Origin of the sequence: Bradyrhizobium sp. CCBAU 51753 (genome assembly GCF_015291565.1) — a bacterium.
GTDB classification, from domain to species: Bacteria; Pseudomonadota; Alphaproteobacteria; order Rhizobiales; family Xanthobacteraceae; genus Bradyrhizobium; species Bradyrhizobium ivorense.
The window spans coordinates 1,893,531-1,918,481 of sequence record NZ_CP030037.1 but is presented as its reverse complement, the minus strand read 5'-3'; the positions used below and the strand labels follow the sequence as shown (position 1 = coordinate 1,918,481).

22 protein-coding genes and 1 pseudogene are annotated in these 24,951 nt (G+C 59.1%); 9 read left to right on the top strand and 14 right to left on the bottom strand.

From position 1 onward, the window contains the following. Positions 1-32: 32 nt before the first annotated feature. Positions 33-917, top strand: coding sequence for a radical SAM/SPASM domain-containing protein (locus XH93_RS08860; protein ID WP_194473195.1), 885 nt, complete (start codon positions 33-35; stop codon positions 915-917). Positions 918-1,059: 142 nt separating this feature from the next. Here XH93_RS08860 and XH93_RS08855 read toward each other — a convergent pair. Both XH93_RS08855 and XH93_RS08850 read right to left on the bottom strand, forming a co-directional pair. After that, positions 1,060-2,330 (bottom strand): annotated as a pseudogene (locus XH93_RS08855) (NAD(P)/FAD-dependent oxidoreductase). Positions 2,331-2,449: 119 nt separating this feature from the next. Beyond that, on the bottom strand, positions 2,450-3,139 hold the full coding sequence (locus XH93_RS08850) for a methyltransferase (protein ID WP_194473194.1): 690 nt from the start codon (positions 3,137-3,139) through the stop codon (positions 2,450-2,452). An 835-nt stretch (positions 3,140-3,974) separates the two neighbouring features. Between XH93_RS08850 and XH93_RS42070 the strand changes: the two genes are divergently transcribed. Both XH93_RS42070 and XH93_RS42065 read left to right on the top strand, forming a co-directional pair. Continuing rightward, positions 3,975-5,405, top strand: a complete 1,431-nt coding sequence (locus tag XH93_RS42070) for a hypothetical protein (RefSeq protein WP_246799529.1) — start codon at positions 3,975-3,977, stop codon at positions 5,403-5,405. A 29-nt stretch (positions 5,406-5,434) separates the two neighbouring features. Beyond that, entirely contained in the window at positions 5,435-6,163 is a 729-nt protein-coding gene (locus XH93_RS42065; RefSeq protein WP_246799528.1) for a hypothetical protein, read from the top strand. Positions 6,164-6,760: 597 nt separating this feature from the next. Here XH93_RS42065 and XH93_RS08840 read toward each other — a convergent pair. Continuing rightward, positions 6,761-7,201, bottom strand: coding sequence for a VirK family protein (locus tag XH93_RS08840; protein ID WP_139481131.1), 441 nt, complete (start codon positions 7,199-7,201; stop codon positions 6,761-6,763). Positions 7,202-7,876: 675 nt separating this feature from the next. Between XH93_RS08840 and XH93_RS08835 the strand changes: the two genes are divergently transcribed. The 4 genes from XH93_RS08835 to XH93_RS08820 all read left to right on the top strand — a co-directional run bounded on the left by XH93_RS08835 (position 7,877) and on the right by XH93_RS08820 (position 13,720). Next, a complete protein-coding gene (locus tag XH93_RS08835; protein ID WP_246799527.1) occupies positions 7,877-8,857 on the top strand; it encodes a hypothetical protein in 981 nt (326 codons plus the stop codon). Between the two features lie 2,041 nt (positions 8,858-10,898). Next, entirely contained in the window at positions 10,899-11,588 is a 690-nt protein-coding gene (locus XH93_RS08830) for a response regulator transcription factor (protein ID WP_194473193.1), read from the top strand. 28 nt (positions 11,589-11,616) lie between these two features. Continuing rightward, the gene (locus XH93_RS08825) at positions 11,617-13,071 is read left to right on the top strand and encodes a type II and III secretion system protein family protein (RefSeq protein WP_371814946.1); all 1,455 of its coding nucleotides are present in this window, start codon (positions 11,617-11,619) and stop codon (positions 13,069-13,071) included. Between the two features lie 10 nt (positions 13,072-13,081). Next, complete coding sequence (locus tag XH93_RS08820) at positions 13,082-13,720, top strand: CpaD family pilus assembly lipoprotein (RefSeq protein WP_194473192.1); 639 nt, start codon at positions 13,082-13,084, stop codon at positions 13,718-13,720. A 134-nt stretch (positions 13,721-13,854) separates the two neighbouring features. Here the strand turns inward: XH93_RS08820 and XH93_RS08815 are convergent, their stop codons facing one another. The 11 genes from XH93_RS08815 to XH93_RS08765 all read right to left on the bottom strand — a co-directional run bounded on the left by XH93_RS08815 (position 13,855) and on the right by XH93_RS08765 (position 22,294). Continuing rightward, entirely contained in the window at positions 13,855-14,892 is a 1,038-nt protein-coding gene (locus tag XH93_RS08815; RefSeq protein ID WP_194473191.1) for an EscU/YscU/HrcU family type III secretion system export apparatus switch protein, read from the bottom strand. After that, positions 14,889-15,710, bottom strand: a complete 822-nt coding sequence (gene sctT / locus XH93_RS08810) for a type III secretion system export apparatus subunit SctT (protein WP_194473190.1) — start codon at positions 15,708-15,710, stop codon at positions 14,889-14,891. Before sctT ends, XH93_RS08815 begins: the two co-directional genes overlap by 4 nt. 10 nt (positions 15,711-15,720) lie before the next feature. Continuing rightward, positions 15,721-15,996: an EscS/YscS/HrcS family type III secretion system export apparatus protein gene (locus tag XH93_RS08805; protein ID WP_016844749.1), complete on the bottom strand. Its 276-nt coding sequence runs from the start codon at positions 15,994-15,996 to the stop codon at positions 15,721-15,723. 2 nt (positions 15,997-15,998) lie between these two features. Further along, complete coding sequence (gene sctR / locus XH93_RS08800) at positions 15,999-16,664, bottom strand: type III secretion system export apparatus subunit SctR (RefSeq protein WP_028343882.1); 666 nt, start codon at positions 16,662-16,664, stop codon at positions 15,999-16,001. Continuing rightward, the gene (gene sctQ, locus XH93_RS08795) at positions 16,657-17,658 is read right to left on the bottom strand and encodes a type III secretion system cytoplasmic ring protein SctQ (protein WP_194475052.1); all 1,002 of its coding nucleotides are present in this window, start codon (positions 17,656-17,658) and stop codon (positions 16,657-16,659) included. The genes sctR and sctQ overlap by 8 nt, the downstream gene beginning before the upstream one ends. Before the next feature lie 113 nt (positions 17,659-17,771). After that, on the bottom strand, positions 17,772-18,308 hold the full coding sequence (locus XH93_RS08790; protein WP_194473189.1) for a hypothetical protein: 537 nt from the start codon (positions 18,306-18,308) through the stop codon (positions 17,772-17,774). Then, positions 18,284-19,639 carry a type III secretion system ATPase SctN gene (gene sctN / locus XH93_RS08785; protein WP_246799525.1) on the bottom strand — a complete coding sequence of 452 codons (1,356 nt, stop codon included), beginning with the start codon at positions 19,637-19,639 and terminating at the stop codon, positions 18,284-18,286. Before sctN ends, XH93_RS08790 begins: the two co-directional genes overlap by 25 nt. Further along, entirely contained in the window at positions 19,636-20,259 is a 624-nt protein-coding gene (gene sctL, locus XH93_RS08780) for a type III secretion system stator protein SctL (RefSeq protein WP_194473188.1), read from the bottom strand. The genes sctN and sctL overlap by 4 nt, the downstream gene beginning before the upstream one ends. Next, on the bottom strand, positions 20,256-20,888 hold the full coding sequence (locus XH93_RS08775) for a nodulation protein NolU (protein WP_194473187.1): 633 nt from the start codon (positions 20,886-20,888) through the stop codon (positions 20,256-20,258). The genes sctL and XH93_RS08775 overlap by 4 nt, the downstream gene beginning before the upstream one ends. 11 nt (positions 20,889-20,899) lie before the next feature. Next, positions 20,900-21,775 carry a type III secretion system inner membrane ring lipoprotein SctJ gene (sctJ, locus tag XH93_RS08770; RefSeq protein ID WP_194473186.1) on the bottom strand — a complete coding sequence of 292 codons (876 nt, stop codon included), beginning with the start codon at positions 21,773-21,775 and terminating at the stop codon, positions 20,900-20,902. Then, positions 21,776-22,294 (bottom strand): nodulation protein NolB, encoded by a 519-nt coding sequence (locus XH93_RS08765; RefSeq protein ID WP_246799524.1) that lies wholly within the window; start codon positions 22,292-22,294, stop codon positions 21,776-21,778. A gap of 174 nt (positions 22,295-22,468) precedes the next feature. On the opposite strand from XH93_RS08765, the gene XH93_RS08760 reads away from it, so the two are divergent. Both XH93_RS08760 and XH93_RS08755 read left to right on the top strand, forming a co-directional pair. Beyond that, positions 22,469-23,164: a secretin N-terminal domain-containing protein gene (locus XH93_RS08760; RefSeq protein ID WP_194473185.1), complete on the top strand. Its 696-nt coding sequence runs from the start codon at positions 22,469-22,471 to the stop codon at positions 23,162-23,164. A 532-nt stretch (positions 23,165-23,696) separates the two neighbouring features. Continuing rightward, on the top strand, positions 23,697-23,930 hold the full coding sequence (locus tag XH93_RS08755) for a hypothetical protein (protein ID WP_194473184.1): 234 nt from the start codon (positions 23,697-23,699) through the stop codon (positions 23,928-23,930). Positions 23,931-24,951 lie beyond the last annotated feature (1,021 nt).

Here is a 24,951-nt window from a genome sequence, read left to right as displayed (position 1 = left end):
TTTTGCTCCGGCGTCTGAAAGGACCAGACAATATGACGGCATATCCCATGGTGTTACAACACTTACGCGCGGCCAATCCTGGTCGCCGAGTATTGGAGATAACCACGACCGCAGGATGCATCGTCCGGTGTTCTTATTGCCCCCAAGACAAGTTCGCCGATCGGCAAAGACCCGTTTCTCAAGCGAAATACCTAGGTCTTCAGGATTTCGAGCGGTGTCTTGCACGCGTGCCGACGGCTACCGACATCAGTTTTGCCGGCTACTCGGAGCCTTGGCTCCATCCGAAGTGCACCAGGATGGTTGAGCATGCTTACGCACGTGGCCATGACATCCGAATTTTCACGACCCTCGTCGGAATGAACGGGAGTGACGTTCGGCGCTTGCAAATGCTGCAGTTCAGGGCTTTCGTCGTCCACGTTCCTGATGACGGCACTTATATGAACAGCCGGCTCGTCGGAAAGTCCTATCTCAATGTCATGCGCCGACTCGTCGAGGCGAACATTCCCTCGATTCGATTCGTCGTCCTGGGCACAGTCCATCCCGACCTCGCCGACATCATTCCCGCCAACACGCTAGAGCGCTTGCGGCCGCTGAGTAGCAGGCGAGGACGTCTAGATTCGAATATCATCAAACCGCGACAGCCGGCCGTCGGAACTTTGACGTGTGTTGGTAAACAACAACATCGGAATGTCCTTCTCCCAAACGGCGACGTTACCCTGTGCGGGATGGATTTTGAGCGCCGTCATATCCTGGGTAATCTTTTGCGCGACGAATACGCATATCTCTTCGAAAGCCCAACTTTTCACGAAATCGTCGATCGCATGAACGGAATGGATGGCTTTTTGCTCTGCAGGATGTGCGAGTTTGCCAGTCGGCGGCCGTCGGGATGCAATATGGATGCCGACCAACAGTCGTGACTGGCCGCATCGCGCGAGTGAGAATGTCAAGACTTCTCTGAAGAACGACACACGACCAAAGCCAATTCGCTCACCTCGTGCCGGAAATGCCCAAACCGATGGTAAACCCGCCGGATCGGATATGCGATTGACACGAGGCGGATCAGAGCCGCGCTTCAGTGAGGTGAGCCAGTTGAGAGCCTGCTCTGTAGAGGGCCTCACGGGCGGCACGAAAGCGCCGATATTCAACCGGCGCGGCTGGAAGTGGTAGATCTTCTTCCGCAAGGCGGCCGAGGACGCGCGGCCGAGGACGGTCCCAGGTGCAATCCCGCGCCCGTTGTAACCACCGAAGGAGACGAGGTTACGGTCGAGCTTGTGAAAGCGCGGCAGATGGTCGGAAGTCATCCCGATCATCCCGAACCAGCCGGCTTCGAACTCGACGTCGCCGAGCTGCGGAAACAGCCTGCGTAGCGACCTGATCGCCCAGGCTCGGTGAACCAAGGCGCCGATACCCTCCAGAGCGCCAACGCTGCCGAACACCAGACGGCCGGACTGATCGCAGCGAAACGAGGAAAGGACCTCGTGGGTGTCCCATGCTCCTTGGCGTTCGGGCAAGATTGATGTCCTGAGACGATCTGGTAAGGGCCGCGTTGCCAAATTGAAGTAAGGTAGACGGATCTGCTCTCGCTGAACCCGCAGCCAAGGTCTTTTGCCGTAGGCGTCGGTAGCGACGATTACCCACTCAGCACATACAGAACCCATTGCCGTGCCGACCCTCCAGCGCAACCCCATGTCGCTGACTGTGAGGACCTCGGTCTGCGCGAATATCCTCACGCCCGCTGCAAGCGCAACGCGTGCCAAGCCGCGCACATAGGCCAGTGGCCGTATTGTACCGGCGCGCGTGTCGAGCAGCGCGCCGGTATAGTTGCCACCACCGATCTTTCTGCGCGTTTCCTTCGCATCAAGCACCACGACCAGAGCGCCGCGTTTCTGCCACTGTTCGGCACGCATTTGGATTTCCTCCAAGCCCCTGCGGCCGACCGCGCAATGCAGGGTCCCCGCGCGCTCAACTTCGCAGTCGATCGCATGTCTCTCGATCAGTTCAAAAACCTCTTGCGGTCCTCCACCCAGTAATTCGATGAGCCGTTCTCCAAACGGAGGGCCAAGCGTGTCTGAGAGCGTGTCGGGCATGACCCACATGCCCGCATTGACGAGCCCGACGTTGCGCCCGGAACCACCGAATCCAATTTCGGATGCCTCCAGCAGGATGACGCGCATGCCGCCCTCCGCGAGGTGGATAGCCGCAGAGAGTCCAGTATATCCACCGCCGATCACAACGACGTCGGCTTGCAAATCACCCACGAGAGGGCCGGTATACGGCGGCGCTGGCGCCGTCAGCTCCCATAAGCCGTGCGACCTGCGATTGCCTTGCATCCGACGAACTCGTTCTGCAACGCATCAGGCTCGGCCGGCGGTCTTCGTTAGTCCTGAACCGGCACTTTAACAGTTTGACCAGCAGCAGCGCTTGGCGGGATCCAGGAGCGGAAGACGCTTCACCGAACCGTTAGCTCCCAGATGATCCGGATATGCCCCCCATGAATCGATGGTCGGAAAACATGCATATTTCTAGCACGCAGCTTGCTGTTTTCGATCAAGTTCAGGACGCGCCCAATATCTCCCTGATCAGAAAAGACGACATACATCAGGCCATTGGCGTTGAGCCAATTATGCGCTCCCCCGAGAGCTGAGGCCATGGCGCTGTGGTCTTCGTCAAAGCAAGAGCGCTCCAGGTCGTCCCTTGCTTTTCGGTTCCAGTACGGGGCGGCAAACAGGATAAGGTCGAACTTTTCTTCAGGCCGCAGCGCAGAATAAATGTCACTGAGGCGCGCTTCTGCCTGCTCCGTATAACCTAACCGCTCGATATTCAAATTTGTGGTGAGAACAGCTTGCGGATTGATATCGAGAGCCACCAGGTGTTCTGCGCCAGCGCGAAGTGCCGCCAGCCCCAGAACGCCTGATCCACATCCCAGATCCAATACTGTTGCTCCAGATTGGATGTGCCACTTCGATATCAAGGCGTCGGGAGCGTGACTTAGGCGTGGCGACAGAACGCCGGGGAGAATGTGCAAGAGCATACCGCACACTTCCACGTCGTGCGGGTGTTCGCATGACCGCAGATCCGCGATCATAGCGTCTACATCGGTCGTTTGGCGTCGCACCGATATGGCTTGGGGGGCAGTCATTTCAACTCTCCAGTTCGCTAGCGCGCGCTTTGCCTCATCGTCCTGCCATCCAATCGATGGAACGCCCTATTGAGCAACTGCGGCAGCTGTTGCACGCTCGGTGCACTGTACAAGGCCTACCGGTTTAAAGAAGTTTCGAGCATGGCTTGTCCCATCGTGTCTGAATATGCTTCGCGCCTTCGCTGACTATCGTTGCCTCTCAATAGCAACTGCCGTGCCATCGGCATTCAAAGCGCGCTCGGCTTCTGATTTTCCTTGAAGACGGCCGCCGGCAGGCTCTGGGGTGTTGTGTGGCCCGGCGAGCGTGTCGGCACCGGCGTCGGAAACTGAACACGTATAACCGAGTTGGTGTCCGAACGGCTTCATGTCGCGGCTATTCTCGCAGCTATTCTCACGGCAGGTTGACCGGAAATCGGAAGTTGCGACCTGGAAACTGACATTCCGACGAAAACTCGTCAGGAACAGACAAGACTTCACACAATTCACGATTTGATGCCGCCCCAATGGCTATCTAGCTGATTTAAGAAAAGCGATATTTCACCCTGCGCTTGCCTCCGACGATCGAAAACTCGCCGACGCCATACCGGCCTTCGCCATCATAGCGCCGATCGCCTCAATCGAGATATGAAGGAGGACGATCATCAATGGAGCGGCATACCCTTGTTGCAGCTCAACTCCTCAGCCGCGCCCACTTTTATCACAATCCCTCTTTGTGTCTGCGATCCGCGCTGCAGCGCCTCGGAGCAGACACTTTCCGGACCTCGTTCACTCTACCTGACGGAAAGTCACGTCAGGTTTTGGAAAGTTAACATCAGTAGCGAGGAACCACAGAGCTATGCTGGCGGACGAGATCATGGACCGATTGAACACTATCAACCAAGCTGATCATGATTCGGCTGCATCCAATGCGGCCGCGGAACAACCGCAACAGCCGCAAGCGGAGTTCGAGCAGCACCTGCTGGACGCGCCAGGCGCCGGCCCCATATATTCCCATAGAGAGCTTTATGATGTCACCGAGGAGGACGATCGCCTCATCCAGGCGGCATCCGGCGCTGCTCTCGAGCGAGGTTTACCGCCGAGGCCTACCACAGTCAGTATTTATGATCGTCGGCTTCGCAAATTGGCTGAAGCGCTGAAGCAGGATGGCAAATCAATTTCTGGCCTCGATGACAATACGTTGCTCGGTTACGCCAGCAAGCTGCTGCCAAACGACAAGGTGATCGCCCCAGCATTGTCAATGGTCAGTCGGTACCGCGAGCCTGACGCAGACGCTCTCCCCCTCAGAACACATTATCGTCCTTCCAGGGAAGATGAGCGTCTCATCAGGGAGGCTGCCGAGGCACGTTTTGGTCGACAGATCGGCGAGAACAGGGCCTGGGGCTATGCGAGCGGGCTGCGGAAGTTAGCGGTAGCGCTCCGCCCCTCGTCCATTGCCAAGCTCAGTGATGACAAACTGCTCGGCCACGCAGACCGTTTGTTTCGAAATGACAAGACGCTCATCGCCGCCTTGAACGCTCTGCGCGACTATCGCGCGATCGTCGGGCGGGGTAATTTGGGCGCAGAAGGAGGCAGCTCGCGCCAGGTCATTCAACCGCCCGCTTCTTTGCCCATGCGGCCGGTCGATGAACAGCGCTTGGGGAGCGCTGCGGATCGCGACGCTTCACTACCGGCTGATGGTTTCAATACTCTGCAGGTTTGGCACGTGCCGGGTTTAGCCCCTCATTCTCCGATACATAATGTGGCCCAGGATGTGCATTTCGATACCGCGGAGCAGAGCGGCGAGCTTTCAGCTCCTGGCTTCGATGCACCAGTGCTTTCGCAGCAAATGCGTTCAGCGACTTCATCGCCCGCGCCAAGTTTCACTCAGGAAGAGCTTTTCGATGCCGTGACCGGTTGGCAACGAATGCACTCAGCGACTTCATCGCCCGTGCAAAGTTTCCCCCAGGAAGAGCTTTTCGATGCCGCGGATCGCGAGGGTCTGCTGGCAGCGATGACCTTCAATGAACCGGCGCCAACGATGAGTTCCACCGTCCACTCGCCGGTACAAAGTGCCGCTCAGGAGGAACTTTTCGATGCCGCGACCTGGCAGCCCAGCTCGCGGCCGCAGAATTTCGCTCCTGAAGACTATTTTGGACGGATGATAAACCAACGCGCTGCGGCCCAGAGCACACTTGAGCAGACGTCCCCCCAGCCAGCGACAGCTTTGATGCTTCTTTGGCCGTTCCCGAGGACTTCTCCCACGGCGCCCAGCCTGCGCCGGATATGATGCGCTCCAAGCTGGGCCGATGGGGTCTGTTGCCCGATGCAGCACAGAGGGTAAAGACCTACGACATTCGCGGTGAACGCTATACCGCCGTGTTGGGACCGGGAGGGCCCAACGATGTTCGGCTCATCCATCTGCGGTCTCCCGCTGTCGGCGATACGTTCGATGTGTCGTTTGCCGTTCCCAAGGATTTTTCGCATCGCACCCAGCTGGCTCCCGACATGATGCTGTCCACGTTGGGCAAGTGGGACTTCTTGCCTGTTGCGAAGCATCCGGTCATGAACTACGAGATGGGCGGCGAACGCTACACGGCCATGTTGGGACCGGAAGGACCCAACGACGTTCAACTCATTCACCACCCTCGGCCCGCTTTGCTGGGTGAAGCTACGCCTGCGGTGGGGAGGGCTTCCCCGGGTATCTACGTCGGTCTTGCGCCTGGGTTTGATGCACCGGCACCTTTCGAATGGCGCGAGGACGCTCCTTCGGCGCTGGCGCCAAACCGTCCCCTGCCGTCTACCGCACCGGCATCGGGCCATCAGCCATCCCCGCAAGTGCCTGAACTCGGGGAGTTGTTCGGCGACGACTGGAGGCACGGCCCCCGAGAGGCTTCGGCCGTCGTGATCGACATGCTGCAAAACCTTGGTCTCCTGCCGAGCCAGGATGTCCCAATGACCCGTTTTTTAATCCACGGTCAGCCCTACACGGCCGAAAGCCTACCCGGAGGCCGCGTTCTTCTCTTTCATCGGCCGCTATTTGGCTAAACGAGGGGCTCGTCGGCACGTTGGGACAGCTGCTCCAGGGGCTCCCGACGCCACGAAGATCTCTTGCTTCCAGAGATCTTAGAACTGCGTTCCAACGCTGTCAGCCAAACCCGACCATGCCACTCACAGCATGATCTCAAGCAGGATCTATCTTTCAGACGACCAGATCCGAGCACCATCGGGATACAAGATGCGAACGCGCTACAAGACGATGGCTTGGCCGAGGTCAAGCGCCAATCATCGCAGGCCGGTAGATTAATCGGATTGGAAGGAATGTCTCACAAGAGTCTGGACAAGGATGCGAACGTACTTTGGCGACCCGTTTTTTGGTTTAATGAGGCTCCATGGCTCCTGATCGTACGAGCATAGCCGGAACTGTCGATCTTCCGATCACAAAGATCCGATGAGGATCGTCAGCCCTCATACGGCGGCGTTGAGCGAACTGGCGCAACTTCGTACAACTCGGGCGCCGGACGAAAAGACGGTCAGAAACAATCTGGCCGTCTTCACGATCTAGATTATCGTGCCATGTTCGCTGAAGCATCCACGCGTTAAGGAAACGGCTTCGAAGTGCGGTCCCTGCGCAGTGCTCTTGGTTTACCAGATGAACCTTGCGCCATCAGGCAGATCGCAGATGAATTCGCCCTGGTTCACGAGTTCGGTGGTCCCTACGACAAGCTTCGAGGCCCGAACCGTGAGCTTGCCTTCGCGGCTAAGGCTATGGCGGATGTATTCGGTCACGGCATGCCCAGAACTGTCCACCGTTTGGTGCGCATTGGCGAAGCTGATGCCGTTCTGGGGCGTCACCCTGAAGGCGTTGATGACCAGACCGGCCTGCGTCGCCGACGCAGGCTTGCTCCCCTCCGCGGTGGCACAGCGGCTCATGTCCAGGATGAGCTTCACATTCTTTCCGGTCTGCAGGGCATTGAGCACCTCGGTGTATTTCGGCGACGGCTCGTCGGCTCTCGCCATCGTGCTCATGCTTGCGGCCGAAAGCAAGGACAACAGGATCGCCAGCCCTCTGCCAGTAAACTTCATATGCTCTTCTCCTCGATAAGTACCACAGATCGCATATTGCAGACGTCGTCCTAGCAAGCCGTTTGGCGGATTCCAGACATCAAGCACGCCCGCGCGTGTGACAAAAACAACCTGTCGCAACCAGGCGCAAGTGGTTGTGACGGCTATTCCGACGTCACAACCTCGTAGGTCAGGTTCGCTAAAGTGGCCTGGCCTCATGCGACATCGCTGGAACGATTTGATCGAGCGGCGGCCGCTTGGAGCTACAAACGGCAACCGGCCGCGCTAATCCAACGGAGGCCGATATGAACGAGAGAATGCGGCTCTCACATATGCCTAAGCGGACGATTTCCGAAAGAACATTTCGACCAGCCGCATCTGCCAGCTTGTCCACGTTGAGACCTGGCAAGGACTCTCTGCCACCCAGACGATAGGCCGGCAATGGATGGCTGGGCGAACAAGCTCAGTCAAGGCACCAGATCTCTCCCTCGTCGAAACAGGAATGCCAGATGGCGCAAAGCAGCGTAGACTTTTGTTATATCGCTTTGCGCAGCTTCCGTCTGGCGGACCGCTCGCCTCGCTGAACTGAATTCATCCGGCGCCCCTCAAACGGATACTGACTTCCTTCCTGGTCCGTCAGCTTCTCGAAAGCTGCACCTGCAACACTCCATGGCAACGGCCGGCACTCGAGGGGAGATGGAAGAGAAAATGAATGTTGATCCACGGAATCCCGCAGATACTCCCTTTGAGGCTCACGACGTCCTGCAGCAGCCGCACCGGGTGGACCGGCAGCCAGACGAGCTGAACGCACACACCGACGCGCCGGCACACCGGTCCGAGGATCAAGCAAGCTTCGAGCAGCAGCTAAATGACTTGGATTCGGTCAACCCCGCGTCCGATTCAGTCTGCCTTGCGGCAAATCCCAGGACGGCCACGTCTGCGCCGAACGAGGTCGCCACGGAAACCGCTCGTTATCCAGCCACATCATTTGTCAGCGCCCGCGCCAAGCTTGCCGCAACGCTGACAGGTGCCACGCTTGATGCGCTCAGAAACGAGATCGACCTCGCCGACCAGCAATCAGCACGTTGGTCGCCAGCGACCGCAGCTTTCGATGCCAGAGTCGCGCGGGACCGCATCTTCGACGATGTAGCGGGGTCGTCATATGTCACACTGCGGCGCTTTCAGAACCAGGACGGCGATTCCAAGCCGCGCACGAAGGCCGACACGAGCGCAATATCGCATGTACGTAACACGGCGAGGGATCATTCCTCCGTTGGCGATCCTCTGGAACGATATCCTATGGATCTTGCGCGCCTGGCTGGATGGCATATGCGCGGCAAGACAACAGATTCTCCTTTCGTGTCGTTAGTTAAGGATCCGTCAAAACTGGTCGTTTCGCGCGACCACTGGGCGCGAGCGATCGCCAACAATACGAGCACGTTGCACACTTACACCGTACCGAAGTCCTCGGTTTGGACGCCAGACGACGTCCTGAGTAGTATTGGGCTTGGAATGAATGTCGAGGATCAGGACAACATCGATGCAGATGTGGATCTGATGTGCTCGCTGGGCAGAGCGCCAACTCGAGAGACCGAACGCCTGTTTTTAGGCGGCAATCTCGACGACTACCGGACCGCCCGCGAAGCAAATCCGTACAGGCGTGATGGCACTGAATAGATAACCTACCGATCGTGCGCTATCGCGAAAACGTGCATCCATGTGCAAACACCGAGGCAGCACGCCAAGGGCGGGCTCGAGGATACGCGCAAACATCACGCACAACAGCCAGCGCAGCATGCGCATCAAGCGGCCTTCAAATGACTAAATCGGTGCCAACATCCCGAGAGCGGGGTCCGACGCGTGGCGCCCATTCGATCAGCCGTTCCAAGTCGTTCTTTGACGTCACTCATTCGGGCAGGCTCCGGCTAGTGCCTGGCATCGATTCGATCGCCGCGTTCATACTCGCGACCGAACTCGTGTCGTGAGCCGAAGACCGCCGGCGTGATGCCCGGCGCGCGTTTGATCAGAAGATCGCCGCCAGGATCGCATGGCCGAGCGCAGTAAACACCGCATCAGCCACGGTAAGCGGCGCAGCCCCCTACACCTATCCGCCGCTTGAATGCGTTCCATCAAAACAATTGATTTTGCCGATCCTGCATGAAGCCCCCATAAAGGGTTGCGGTCTTTGGAGACAGCATTCAGGAGTGTGGTGTGACTTTCGATTCTCCGTTCAATCCCTTGCCGGTCAATTCGACTTCGGCAATCGCGCGTCTGCATCCAGGACGCTAAGCCTCACGGGTCAGATCAACGCATCTTGCGGCCAGCCATAGTCTGTCAGCATCGCCACGTGTGAGGCGATCCGGCAATCCCACGCTTACGCGCGCTATGGCTTCCCCCTTTAACGCGCAGCAAGAACGACTGCCTCACGCCATCGTTGCGGGTCAGCCTACGCCTCGTAGGATTTGGAGAGACGAAATGCTCATGACGTTGGAGAAAGTAAGACCGACCGCGATCCTCAAACCTATGACCGTGTCCAGACTGTGTCGCCGTCGCTTCAAGACGCGCACAAGTTTGAGGGTACGTGTAACCAACTGTTAAAGACACTTGAATCTCACCTAACGTCAGATTGTAGGATTTCCGACAACCTCGCGACACACAACAGCGCTGGCGCGAACACTTCCTGACAGGTAGCAAGAATTGCGAACGTCTCTCAAACTCAACGCCACGCCGCTTCGCTCCGCCACGCGGATCGATCACTCCTGTCGACGGCGTGCTCTCAACACCGCTCACGTTCAGCGCAAAGGAATCGGTTCCACCCCTGCTGCAGCCGGATCAGGATTTAGCAGTTGGGCAGAAAACGGGGTCTGTTTACCTCGCGCTGTGCGTGCACCACGCAACCACAAATTCGCGCTTCGATCATTCCGCCGCCGCTCATCCAAGATGAGATGCAGTGGGCGCAATGACCTCAATCAGAGGCGTCGTAGTCCCGGTGAGCGGCGCCCCTATCTGCCCCTCATTCACTACTGTCGATGCGGCGCAGCATCCGACGCGGCAAATCATCGGGATCGTTGGCGTCCTGCATGTCTATCGCCGGCTAGGGAGCGATTTTCTCAGTAGCCGGGAGGCGCATCGATCTGTTCGTCGCACATCGCGGCTCTGGAGGCATCGTCCAGATGCGTGGCGTGAAATTGTGATTCACGCGGAAAACCTTGCCTTATCGTGACTTGGCGACGCCACAGGCTCGACAGCATAGCAAGATTGACCGCGGGACTGGGGCAAGGAGGGGAGTTCCAACAATGTCGGTTTCGCCAGGCTGGTCAGCCACAAATCCATCCGCTCGCTCCAGCGCTTGGACTTCGATTGCGTGCTCTAGCGCTGTTATGATCGAAGGCGGCTACTCCGTGCGTGCAGACATCGATGCGCAGATCCGCCGATCTGCTGCAACTGCTTGCGGCCTCTTGAATAATTTCGCGATTCTTTCCGGCACAAAGGGCCTGCTTGGCATCGCCGACGACGCATGCAGTCACCGTCAGGTCATCGCATTTTCCAATCTTATGATAAGGAAGTCACCGGGGTTGATCGCCCGCCACCACGCTCCGCTTCATCGCTGCCGCCTTTTGGCGCACTCGCCAAAGCGAACGTCTGTCAGTTTCGTCGAACCTCCAGGTCAACCGTGACGCACGTAAGGTCTGGGCGTGGATGGACGAGAGGCGATGACATGCGAATTCTCCTGGTTGATCATCATGCGGACTTTGCCTGCGCTGTGAAGGAAGCGCTCCTCTATTGCGGGTTCGCCATTGACGTGACACGCACGCTGGATGAGGCAGAAGCCGCGCTGGATTGCGCCAACTACCACATTCTTTTGCTCGAGTTGGTTCTGCCCGATGGAAACGGCTTGGATTGGCTGAAGCAGCTGCGGCGCGAGGGACGCTCAATGCCAGCCATTATGATGAGCAGTCTCAACGATCTCGGCCGACGGATTGCGATCTTCAATGCGGGCGCGGACGATTTCCTCCCCAAACCCGTATCGACAGACGAACTCATCGCACGCATGCGGGCCATTCTGCGGCGGTCGACGCAAATGACGGCGCCGCTCGTGACATTCGGCAATCTGCATTTCGACCCCATTGCAAGGCAAGTCGTGGTCGGTGGTCGGATACTGAAGATTGCCCGCCGCGAAGTGTGCATTCTTGAACATTTGCTCAACCGTGCCGGCCGCACCGTGCCGCGCGCATCGCTCGAGGACAGCCTTTATGCGTTCGACGATGAGGTCTCGACCAATGCGCTGGAAGTCGGAATCTATCGCTTGCGTACGCATTTGAGCCAGTCGGGTGCAACGCTCAGGATCAAGACCGCGCGCGGCGTCGGTTACACCCTTGAACTCATTGATGCAGCCTCGGCTGCCTGACTAAATCGAACTTGAAAGCAACAATCTCTTGAAAGTCATTTACAATGCCGCCGGCACTGATGGGCGGTCGATGGTCGCCAGGACGTCGCGCACTGCCGTGTTATCTCGCCTCTGCTACGTCCTGTGCGGACTTGCTTTGCTGTTTCCAGGTGCTGCGGCAGCCGAGATCAAGCGGGATGGCAAAGGAGAACCGCCACGCGCGGCGCCCGGCGGCACCTCCGGCACGCTGAACTTGACTACTTCACAGGGTAAGACAGTTCATCTGACCGCTGCGGCGGCGAGCATCTTTGTTGCCGACCCGACGATTGCGGATTATCAGGCGCCATCGAACACGACGATCTTCGTGTTTGGCAAGAAATCCGGACGGACCAGCCTCTTTGCCCTAAACGAAAGCGGCGAGGCTCTCGCCGAGCTGCGCGTGGTCGTTACACAGCCGATCGAGGACCTGCGAGCAACGCTTCGAGCCGAGGTCGGCGACTATCCGATCCAGGTCACCTATACCCCACGCGGCGCTATCCTAAGCGGTATGGCGCCCAATGCCGAGGTCGTCGAGACCGCCAAGAAGGTCACCGAGCAGTTTCTTGGGGCGGGGGCGCTGGTCGTCAACAAGATCCAGGTCGCCGGCTCGTTGCAGGTGAACCTCAGCGTACGGGTCGCAGAAGTCTCCCGCAGCGCCGTCAAGGATCTCAATATCCATTTCACCGCATCTAGCCCGAACGGCGCTTTTCTGATCAGCGGTAAAGATGGCGGGTCCGGGGCGGCCGGCGGCGGCGGCACGATCGGCATCGGGTTTAGCGCCGGCAATACCAACCTCAGCGCTGTTCTCGATGCGCTCGCCAGCGAACACCTCGCCTCGATCCTGGCTGAGCCGAATCTGACGGCGATGTCCGGCGAGGCCGCAAGCTTCCTGGCCGGCGGCGAATTCCCCATTCCTGTGATGCAGGATAATCGCCAGGTTTCGGTCCAATTCCGCCAGTTCGGCGTGAGCCTCGAATTCGTTCCGACGGTTCTCAACAATAATCAGATCAATGTCCGTGTGAAGCCCGAAGTCAGCGAACTGTCGAGCGAGGGCCAGATCAAGATCAATGGCATGGAAGTTCCCGCCCTCTCGACGCGGCGGGCCAGCACCGTGGTCGAGCTCGCCAGCGGTCAGAGCTTTGCAATCGGCGGACTGATTAGGCGCAACTTCAACAACGACATCGGCGAATTTCCTTGGCTCGGCGACGTGCCGATCCTCGGTGCGCTGTTTCGCTCCTCATCGTTTCAAAAGCGCGAAACCGAGCTTGTCATTATCGTCACGCCCTACATCGTGCGGCCCGGATCGAACCCGCGCCGGATGAGTGCGCCGAGCGATCGCATCGCACCGCCGTCGGACACGGGCCGCATTTTGACGAACACGCTGGCGCGGCCGCCAAAAGACCGCGATGCGCCCCGCACCAGCGCACCAGGATTGACCGGCAGCGCCGACTTTATCATCGAATGAGGATCGTCAAATGACCTTGCGACTTCTGTGCCATTTGATCGTTATGGCGGCAACATTAGGTGGATGCGCAAATAGTGCTTCGGTCCGTTCCGAGCCAGCTGAGCAAGCGATCCAGGTGGAGCAGAAAAGCAGCGTCTTGTTCCTGCAGAGCCTTCGTGGCTCTGAAAGGTATCGGCTGCGGAGTTTCATTGCGCGTGCCAGTGGCGGCCGGCGGGATGCGCTCCATGTCGATGTCGCCGGCTCACCCCGGCTTATTGCACAAGTGGCCCACGAGGCCCGCGCCATGGGCATTGCTCCCTATAACATCCGCCTGGCCGCCTCCCCGCTCGATCTGCCCGCCCGTTTCGGGGTACGGATCGAGGCGATCACCTTTGAAGCCCATCCTCCTGTCTGTCCGTCGCTTTCCATCGTCGGGCCTGCAGTAAACGACAATTCATTCGATCCGACGCTCGGCTGCTCGACCAGAAACAACCTGGCAGTCATGGTCAACGATCCACTCGACTTGCTGGACAATCGATCTGTCATGACAGGTAGTGGCGATCGCGCCGCCATTCCCGTTGCCAGCTACGGCACCTTCGCCCCGCCCAACAAGGACAAAGGGGAAGATGGAGCGAGCAACAGGGCGACACCGGAAGCCCCTCCTCGATGAGGGGGCCGCCACCTAGCGCCACCGTCTAGATGATCTAGCGTTTTTTCCGATCCGATGGATTGGGAACGGTTCTCTAGATTTTCGGTCTGACGCGTTTTCTTCACGCGAACCGGTACCCGCTTCGCTCGAAAGCACTAGACCAGCCCGCCAGCGTAAAGTGCTTTTGCGACCGCCTCGAAATATTGCGGAGGAACCGGGTTGCCGAGCCTTGCTTTGCCGAGCAGCTGTCGCGCCAGGACGTCGTCATCCACGATCTTGAGGCCCAGCGCGCGCGCCTCGCCAAGCAATTTGGAAGCAGTTACGCCCTCGCCACGGCAGACCAGGACCGGCACGCCGGTTTCGCCGCGAACATAGCGCAGCCCAACCAGGGTTGTGGAACCCCTTAGGATCAGGTTGGCGCGATGAACGCCAAGCGGAGCCTCGTTCGCGGACTCCTGGCGCAGACGCCGGTGTTCGCGTTTCACCTGCGGATTGCCTTGCTGTTCCTTGTTCTCGCGCTTGGCCTCGGTTTCGGTCATGCGCATCTCCTGCAGGAACAACCAGCGCTGGATCAGAAGATCAGTCAATCCGCCGACGAGAAACGCCCCGCCGGCAATCCCGGCCAGCAGCTTGACCTCGGTGAAGACTATTCCGAGACAGCCCATGCCACAGACCGGCAAGTACACCAGCGCTTTCCAGCTAGCGGTCACGGTGAAGAAAAAGCACGTCCCGAGGAGCACCACCTTAACCAAGGTCTTGCCAAGCTCGATGGCCGATCGTTTCGATGCGATCCGCGTCAAGCCTTTGATGGGATCCAGTTTCTCAAGTTTCGGTTTGAGTGGCTCCAAAGCAAACATGAAGCCGCCATTGGCCAGAGCATTGGCCAGAAGGGCAGCTGCCACGGCAGCCGCGAGTAAAGGCCCGACCGCTGCGATCGAAAGTTCCAGTAAGCCGCTGAGCGCCCGCGGAACAGCGCTCGTGAAAGGCTGCTCCTGCAGTTTGTCGATCAGCCGGACCGTTTCATGCCACTTGTCTTCGATCGCTCCCGCTCTCCACCACAGACAGGAAAAACCGGCGCAGGCGCTGACCCCGCTCACCAAATCCGAACTGCGCGCGCTCTGCCCCTTCTTGCGTGCATCGCGCAGCTTCTTGGGTGTCGGAGGAAGTTTTTTCTCCTCGCTCGTGCCGCTCATTTCAAGAGCTTCTTGAAATGCTCGAGCACGTTGTTCGACGTCAGGATTTCAGCTCCCGCATATTCGAGGAGATAGACGGTGTAGCTGACCATGATGACGCCGAAGGCGACATTCTTGATCGTAGGCGAAAGATCGTTCAGCTTGAGCTGCGATGCAAAGCGGCCGAGCATCATGACCGACACGTCGATCAGCAACAGCAGGGCCAGCACGGGCCCGGCGACCAATAGCGTCGTCAGCATGATATGATCGAGAAGGGTGAGGCATTCCATTGCCCCTTGTGCCGTGACCGCAGGTAGGAACTGATACACGGGCCAGATCAGATAGCTGCCATAAAGGCTGCTCACCATGGTCTGAAGGCCGCCGACCAGAACGAAGATCGTGACCGCAGTGACACCGAGAAAAAGCCCGGTTCCCGACGCCTGGCTGTGCGTTGCAGGATCTTCCGCCGCGACCTGGCTTGAGATTCCTCTCTGGGTGTCGATGATGTCGCCGACTGCCTGGATGCTCCATAGGGGAATGCTGAGCAGGATGCCGAGCAGAAGGCCGACGAAGACCTCCTTCAAACCGAGAATGGTGACGCTGACCAGGCGCGTGTTCGGGTCGAGCGTCTCCAGGCCCAGCTTGATCTGCGCGAGGCACGGTAGTCCGATCGCAATCGTCAGACTGCCCCGAATCAGGCCGCTGATACGCGGCCGCGTAAAAACGGGAAGCACAAGCATGATGCCTAAGGCGCGGGCTGCGCTCAGGCCGGTTGCCGCGATAAGTTCGATGCCGCCCTGGACGAGAGCGTGCGCATCGGTGGGTGACAGGCCAGCCATCCAGATCCCGCTAGTATCTTGCGGTGAGTGCAGGAAACTCGCTGAAAATGCGCTCGGCTTGTTCGATGAGCGGAGCACTGAGCACAGGAGAGAAGCCGGCGAGCACGGCGACGACGACCAGAAGCTTCACCGTCAGGGGCAAGGTTTGATCCTGGAGCTGGGTTGCCGCCTGGATGAGGCCAATGATCAATCCCGAAATCAGCGCTGCGAGGAGCGGCGGCAGAACCCAGATCATGAAAAGCACGAGCGATTGGCTCAGGTGCATGAGGATGCTGGCTTCGTTCACTGTCAACCTCCGGGCGTCGTGTAGCTTAGTACCAGCCCGTGCATGAGACGTGACCAGCCGTCGATGGTGACAAACAGAAAGAGCTTGAAGGGAACAGATATTACAGTCGGCGATACCATCGACATTCCCATGGCCATCAAAATCGTCGTGACGATCAGGTCGATGGTGATAAAGGGAAGATAGAGAAGAAAGCCGATTTCGAAGCCGCGCTTGAGCTCCGAGATCAGGAACGACGGCACAAGAATCACAAAATCATCAGCCGTGGCACTGCCGCGCATCTCCTCCGACCAGACATGTTCGGTTGATGACAGGAAAAACCGACGCTGCTCTTCATTGGTGAACTTCTTCAGATGGGCGCGCAGCGGCTCCTGCCCCTCCTTGGCGGCCGTCACCCAGTCATCGAACGTTTGGTATCGGAGTTGCGGATCCGTCAAGCGGTTGTAGGTCTGCTCAAACACTGGCGCGCTGATGAAGACCGTCAGGATCAGTGCCGCCCCATACAGGACAATGTTGGGCGGTATCGATTGGGTCCCGAGCGCGTTGCGTACCAGGAAAAGCACAACGGAGACCTTTATGAAAGCGGTCGTTGTAACGACTGCGAAGGCGAGCAGGCCAAGGCCGACCGTGATCGCAAGAAGCGCCAGGATGCTGGGTTGAATCTCAGTCATTGACCGCCAACCTGCCGCGTAACCTGACGGCAAGTTCCTCGCCGATCCGCACAATATCGCCGCGGCCGACACGCTGCCCGTTGGCAAGAATATCGACGGGGCCGTCAAGCGACCGGCCGAGTTCGAACACATGGCCTTCGTTGATGCTCCGCAAGGTTCCAATCGACATCGGCCAGCGGCCACATTCGAATACGAGCGTGATCTCGAGACTGTCGATATCGGCCTCGGAGGGGAGCTGTTGTGCTTGGGGTTGTGTCGTCATGTGTCCACTTTTCAAGGGGTGGGATTGCGAGCGGAATGGCCCCCGCAGGACGAGCCTTTCGCCGGCGATCTCGGCAGGAGCCCACAATGCGCCCGCAGTGAGGATGACCTGACCTCGAGCAAGCGGAATAGCGTCCGGCAACAGCGCATCGCCTCGCTGTGCCTGACGAACAAGGCCGATCGTGATGCGGAGCGAGCCAACTTGGCCAGCGACAATAACAGACAGTTCAGAACGAAGCTTGGGCGTCTGTCGCGGCAATCGGCCAAGCAGTTCGCCCAGGACGCTGAACGCTGGTGGAACCAGAGCGTCAAGAGACGAGAATAAAAGCAGGCGAGCCTTGCTCGTGAGCTGACCATAGGCGACGTCGAATTCCAGGTATGGACCTGATGTCGCCGCTTCATCGGTGCGGAGAAGCTGCAAATGCCGCTGCATCAGTCGCTCCAGTGGAGCGAGCAACGGCTCTAGCGCCAGTTCAAGGACCAGCGAACGCGTTGGCTCGGAAGGTAAGCTCAGGCCGTTCTGTACGGTCGCAACCAGCGCTTCAGCAAGCGGGACGGGCAAGGACAGGACGAGCATTTCGCCGCCGGCGTCAAAGACGCAATCGAGCATCGATGTCTCAGTCGGCTCGACCTGCCAGACAAGCCGATTTATACGCAGTGATAGCGGCTTATCGCCGAGACGGCTTTGCAGAGGTCCGCGAAAGACTGCGATCTCATTGAGCCACGAGACCACAGCATGCGAGAGGGTCAGTTGCGCTCTGAATGGCACCGATCCATCCGGCCTCTGGGCCGCAGGCGGCGCCTGCCCCTCACGGCATGCTGGCGCTAAGGTGGAAGTATCGGCCATCAGCTCGGCTCGCCTCCCCTTTGGGCGGACGCGCCTCTACGGTAGCGAAGCAACACCTCATCATCGGCTTCGATTTCCGCCGCGGCTTCAACATGAGCATTGGTGCTGCGCTCAACGTCACGCTCGATCTCTTGCCATTTGTGGCACGCCGCCGAACGTTTGGCCCAAAGCGTCCGCGCCTCAAAGACTGCTGTCTCGGCCTGATCTTGAGCGGTGCGCGCCTCGTCAAGAACCCGCTGGGCCGCCGCGATGTCTTCTGTGAGTCGGCCGATCATGAGATGATGGCGGCGCTCGAGTTCGCTGACGGATATCGCATCGTCCGATAACATCTGCCGATAGAGCTCGGCTTCGACCCTTGCACGGTGTCTTTCGGCATTTGCAAGCTGCTCGCAAGCCTGTGCGACGGCCTCACCTGCGATGCGGCGCTTGGCTTCCATGTTGGACAGTTCACGAAGGGCACTCCGCTCCCTCATGTCCTTCACCAGCCGCAATTTCGACGCATGAACACAGTTCAAGCGGTAAGATGCGACATCCATGCCACCGTCTCCTCAAAATTGCATGCCTCGTCCTGTCCCTGGCGCAGGAACGTGCGCAATTCCTCGATCGAGGCGATCGCCCGGTCGGTCAGGGGATCGGAGCCTTGCTTGTATTCGCCGACCTTGATCAAGAACTCGGCCTCGGCGTAGCGCGAGAGCAGATCACGGAAGAAGGAAGCGGCCTTGCGATGCTGAACAGACACGATGGCATCCATGACGCGGCTTCGGCTCGACAGCACATCGATTGCCGGAAAATGTTCTCGCGAGGCTAGCGCACGCGAGAGAATGATATGCCCGTCGAGAATGCCGCGTGATTCTTCGGCGATTGGGTCGCCTGTGCCGTCACCTTCGACAAGCACGGTATAGAAGGCCGTGATGGAGCCATGCTCACCCATGCCGGCCCGCTCCAACAGGCCCGGCAGCAGCGCAAAGACGGAGGGTGGAAATCCGCGCCGAGTCGGAGGCTCTCCTGCGGCAAGACCAATTTCGCGCATCGCGCGGCTAAAGCGCGTCAAGGAATCCATCATCAGAACGACGCGCAGCCCCTGATCACGAAAATATTCGGCCAGCGCCGTCGCCATATGGGCGCACTGCGCCCGCTCCATGGCCGAACGGTCGGAGGTCTCGACAACGACGACCGAGCGGCGGAGCGCTTCGCCAAGATGGCGCTCAATGAATTCACGCACCTCTCGGCCGCGTTCACCGATCAACGCGACAATCGTGACGTCGGCGGCTGCACCCTTGACGATCTGTGACATCAGCGTCGACTTGCCGCAACCGGCGTCTCCATAGATTCCGATCCGCTGGCCTTCTCCACATGTCAGGAGCCCATCCAGAACACGAACGCCGAGCGGAAAAGGCTGTTCGATACCGCGCCGTTTCATGGGGTTGGGCGCCTTGCCGCGCAGCGGGCGCACTTCGCCAGCCTTTATTGGGCCCTTACCATCGAGCGGACGACCGAAACTGTCGATCACGCGGCCGAGCAAATCGGGGCCGACCGGCACTTCCTGCATTCGGCCGGTCGTGACGACTTCCGCACGGTTGGACAAGCCGACCATGTCACCGATCGGCGTGAGTAACACCCCGTCCGGCAACAGACCGATCACCTCGGCCTCGAGCGACCATCCGCTGCGGGGATCCTGCAAGAGGCATAGTTCCCCAACCCGGGCCTCCGGCAGGACAGCATGGAGCAGTGTACCGATCGCCCGCGTGATCCGACCGCGGACGGCACGCGTGTCGATATGCTTAGCGGAATATCTCAAGGATGAGAGTGCGGCGTGGACGGCCCCTTCTTCAGACGCAGCATTATGCGTCGGTCGTTGCGTGGTCATGGCTCACCTTCCTGCGGAGGCAAGCCAAACCCCAAACGAAGCGCGCGGAGCTGCGCGGCAAGTCCGAGGTCGACATTGCCAAACTCGCTCCACAAAACGCATTGGTTCGCCGCGAGCGCCGGATCCGGCTCGATCCTGACCTTGGGCCGGCCATCCTGTCCGTTGTAGGCTGCGAATTCTCTGGCGAGCAGATCGGCCTTTAAGGGCGATACGTGAAGGCACACTTCCGTGTTCTTGTATTTTTGCTCGATCGCGTGTCGAACACTGCGCACCAGCATCTCCCCCGGATCAAAGGCGCCAAGCAAATCGCGCACGATCTCAATGACCAGTTCGGGCAATTGCTGCTCCAGAACGGCCTTTCGCTGCGCGAGTTCATACGCAGCCTGCGCAATCAGCCGCGTCATTTCCTCTGCGCCCGCCTTGACGCCTTCGGCATGGCCGCGCCCCCGTTCCCGCTCATAAGCTTTGCGTCCCCAGCTGCGAACACGCTGCAGGTGCCGTTCGGCAGCGGCCCGCGCGTCTACGGCGTCATGCCAGATCTGGAGCTCGGCTGCCGGGATCAGGGGTCCAAGCGGGCAGATCTGCGGGGTCACGGGCAATGCTGGGACGTCGACTGTCATACCGTGACAGCCTCCGCCCGCAAATGGGCCATAACCAAGGAGAGCAGCGGGCCTGCGGCACAACGGTGCTCAGCCGCCGGATTCTCCGCAGCGGTCCCAACGGGCAGGCGTAGAAGCACGCGGATACGGTCGAGCGCTGGAGCCTCGTCAAGCCAGGCGCCAAGACAGGCATGTCCATCATGTTCAATCTGTCGCAACAGGTATTCCGGATCGGCAATGGTCGTTGTTGCGACCGCACTGGATAAATGCCGGATGGCGAAAGCATGCGCTTCAGCACCGATCATTTTGACCAAAATTGACAGATCGCGCTTTGAAACCAGCTTCAGGACGGAGCGTGCATGCCAGATACTGCCGGCGAGCAGGGCAGCCCGCCGCGGATCATGCCCGAGCAAAGGATCCTCGTTCCAGCCAGCTCCGCTCACATCGACTTCGTGGCCGACCAACAGTGCGGCCAGTCTTGGCTGCAGCCTAAAACTCTGCTGTAGTCGAAGCAACGTGGCAGGCGACAGCAGCGGATCAAGGCAGTCAGCAAAACGGCTCGGATGGATCGAGGCAGTAAGCTCGCGCAATCGATCGGAAGCCAGCGTGAACGAACGATTGGGTTCAGTGGGAGACATTGATATCGACATGAGCGTCCTGGCTATGTCGCATCAGGCATGATCTTCTTACCAGCAGCCTGAACGGCGGGCACATTCGAACGCCTGCTGAACATGATCAGGTTGCGCGATGATTGCCCGAACTGACGAAGACGCGCACCGAACAACAGATAAGACGCAATGACGAATACGGCGCCGGCGCCTCCAACCCCAAGCGCAAGCCACGGCGTTGAAGCAGATTTTGCGGATTGAACTGAAGCCGCTGCCGGCGACGCTGGCTGCTCAAGCGGAGTTCGCTCAACCGGCACGAAGACCACGGCCACCTTGTCGTAGGACAGCCCTTCGATGCTGTTGGCTACGAGCATCTTGATCTGAGGCAACAGCGCCGAGAGCTTTGCGTTGGAGCCATGTCGGATGAAAACCGACGCTGAGGACGGGGTCGCATCTTGCCGCAACAGATCGTTTTTAGGAAGGACCACGTGGACCCGGGCGGAAAGGACGCCATCGATATCGCTAATGGTGCGCGACAATTCTTCGCTGAGGGCATAAACGTAACGGGCCCGCTCCTCAATCGGGGAGGCAACGAGGCCCGATCCCTTGAACACCTCGCCAAGATTCTTGAAAGATTGGCGCGGCAACCCCTCAACATTGAGCAAGTCAATCGAATAGGCGAGCTGCCTTTCCTCGACCTGGATCGTGCTGGTCCCATCCTTGGCGACAACACGAACTGCATCGACACCCTTGCCGAGGAGAAGCGCAAGCATCTCGTTGGCTTCACGCTCCTGAATCTTACTGTAAAGATCAGCTTTGCAGCCGATCAACGGAACAAGAAGGGGTAGAGCAAGGCAAACGCGAAGCCGTCGCCACGATTGACGGCTGCCGCTGCCCGCACTGCACATCACACCAGGCATCAGCTTCATTCAGCCCGCCGAAAGCAGCTTGTTCAGAGACGAACTCACGGCGCTGGTGCTCTTAGAGACAAGGGACACCTGGACGACGTCCCGGTAGACATTCCGCAGATTCACTATCATCGAATCGAAATCTGCCGCTACCGGTTTAACCGTCGTATTCGTGCCGATGTCGAGCGGCTGCAACAGCGGCTGCGCGGCGGGTCCAGGCTGGACGACGCTCGGCGCAGACGACACACTACCGACCGCCGGAGCACCGACATGGCCGTGGTACATGGTAGAAAGCACTTGAAGGATGCGATCGCCCGGCGGATTCGCCAGCGTGTTCGCGCGCTGCACTTCCGATACCGGCGGAACGACTGCGGCTCTATCTACGACCGATGACGTCCCCCCCGGATTGGAGGCCGCCTGCGCAAGAGACTGCTCAAAGTGCGCCTGCTCGCTGGGAGCTGCCGCCGAGCAGGCATTTGCAAGACAGTCGGCTGAATTGGGTGAGATCGGCGTTGCGCCTAACATCATATAAGGAGTCATTGCGCTCGTTGATGAAACCAGGCGTTGTCGACACTGAACGGATCAAGATCGTAGAGCGGTGAGCTGACGAAAACCTGACGAGGATGCGCCGCCTTGCGTCATTTAAAGATCACGTTTGGCGTCCAGGCTGGACCGAAATTCCAGGTTTAATTCTCAGGCGGAAGGCCTTCAGGAATGTTTGTCCGATCCACGATGGTATTGAAGAGAATTCTTTACGCAGGAGGTTTCATCTGCCTTGGAATGGTCAGGGCGCTCGGCGCGCCTCTCTCGCTGCCGTCGACCCCTTACAGCTATACGGTTCTGGATCAGGACCTTGCTGCCGCACTGCAGGAGTTTGGCAACAATCTCAACATCAGAGTCAATGTCAGCACTGAAGTGAAGGGCCGGATTCGCGGACGAATGCCGGACCTACCACCGCGCGAGTTCCTCGAGCGTTTGACCAACCTGTACAATCTTCAATGGTATTATGACGGCCTCGTGCTTTACATATCCGCGGCCCACGAGGCGCAAAGCCGACTGGTGGTGTTGAGCCCGATCAGCTTCGATGCGTTCAAGACCGCGCTCGATGCACTCAACATCTCCGATGAGCGCTATATCGTGAAACCGGCCCCGGGAGATGGCCTCGTCCTGGCTTCGGGCCCGCCACGCTTCATCGCGCTGGTGGACCAGACGCTGAAGGGCCTTGTGGCGGAGGCGCAGGCGCGGCGAAATCCCGCCACCGCCGAAAGGCCGCCGCGGGATTCGGTTTTGATGTTGTTTCGCGGCTCCTCGAGCGTGGTTATTCGGGACGGACGCCCGGAAGGGCATTATTCGCCCGACGCGATGCATCCGGACGGCACCGTGCGCGAAGCTGGCACGGGCCAGAGGTGACCAACCGATGGGAGAAACCTTCAGCCAAGGTCGATCCGATCTGCATTCGCTCAATCCGTCCGATCGTCAGCTTTTCGAAAGCTAATGCGCCCAGCATGAGCGTGCGGATGTCTGGACAGCGGCGCCTGCTACCGACCGCAACGGACGTGGGCAACCAGCCACCCTAGGCGCGAGCGGAAGTCGGTAAGCGCCAGTTTTGACGAAAGCTCGAGGGCTTAAAGGCCAACGCGAGCCTCCGAACCACCAACTGCGTCGGAGCCGCAGGGCATGAGCCTTCGTATCGTTCGATCCGCTCATTATGGGAAAGGAGTGACAGAATGGACTTCAATGCAATAGGTCCAGCGAATATGAGCCGAGAACCCGACTCACCAGAACCGTCTACGGATGCGACCGGCTTTGAGCAGCGGCTCAGTGGCGCGCACGCTAGGTCGTGCGGACTCCTGGTATTCCGATGAGCCGCCAATACCTGACCGATTCTCTGAAAGGACGCATAACTCATGATTGAGTACACTCATCTTGGCGGGAGGCCAAGATGGCCAAGATCGTCGACACCGGCCAGAAAGGACGTCGGCAAGTGCTCGCCGTCGGCGACGTCGCGAAGGTCTGCTGGCGGCGCGAGTATGTCCGCTCCGCGGGCGGGGCTATGAAATGCTTACCCGGTGGTCGCGTCGCCGCGCGATTGTCCAGGCCAAACGCCCGCGTCCATCGACGGTTTGATACGAACGAACCCCTCTTGTCGAAATTCGGCTGTGTGGGGCATACCTAGCATGGTGAAGGTTGTGGTCCGGGAGGTATTGCTAGGCAAGCGGCCGGCCCTCCTTAGTATGTTGATCTGGGCATCCGAGGCCGTATGGGGAAGGAAGACCCAGCGGTCGGCTATGAGACGCTCGTTCTCGGGAATGAAATTTGTGAGCTCCGGCAGCGCAGCCCCGGCGGACGAGGACGGCCCGGCTTGCGAAGGTCCGGCCTGAGACGGTCCAGCTTGCGATGGTCCAGCCTGCGATGGTCCGGCTTCCACATTCTGCCAAATCAGATCAGGATCAAACTCTGGGAGTTCCGCGATGGCTTGAGCAATTGGCTGCTGCGAGCCGGGCTGCGGAGAGCTTTCTCTGGCGGCCACCAATGGCCCGGGGGAGGGCGCAGCCGGCGCATATAGATCATCGTGCCAATCCAACAGTGATGAATAGGAATACCCCGACTCCAAATATTGCGAATAGGGATGCCGGGCGTCCGGATATGGCGAGTAGGCGTTGCCCTGCTGCACGGGAGATCCCGCAGCAGGTGGCAGAGCACTGTCTTCGACCTCGCGCAGCTGGCGCTCAAAGCCCGCTGGGCCCGTGGGCGATGATGGTGAATCGGACTGCGGGCTTGTGTTCGTTGGGCTGATTGAGTTGAAATCCATCCTGTTCCTCCTTTGACAGTTTGGCTCGAGCCATAGTTCGACGAAGGCCATTTGCATTGCGACCTCCAGAGAACCGTTTCGCAGGCTCGTGTGGAGTGCAGCCTCCGAGCTGCCGGCAGAGCATCGGTGCCCGACGTGCATCTCCATTAAGATGGATAGGCGGCATCGCCTTCTAGACATCCGCTCTCTCATGCTAAGAGAGTTAGCTTTCGAGAAGCTGACGGGCGTCGAAAGGATTCGCAATGAGCCAATGGAGAAGGCATTGACCTCCGCCGAGAGCTGCTGCGCATTTTCAGTTGATGCGTCCAAGGACGTGACACTTACTTGATGCGCCCATTGGTGACTAGCTTGATCGATGCAGCGAGCTCCCGTCATAGATATGTCG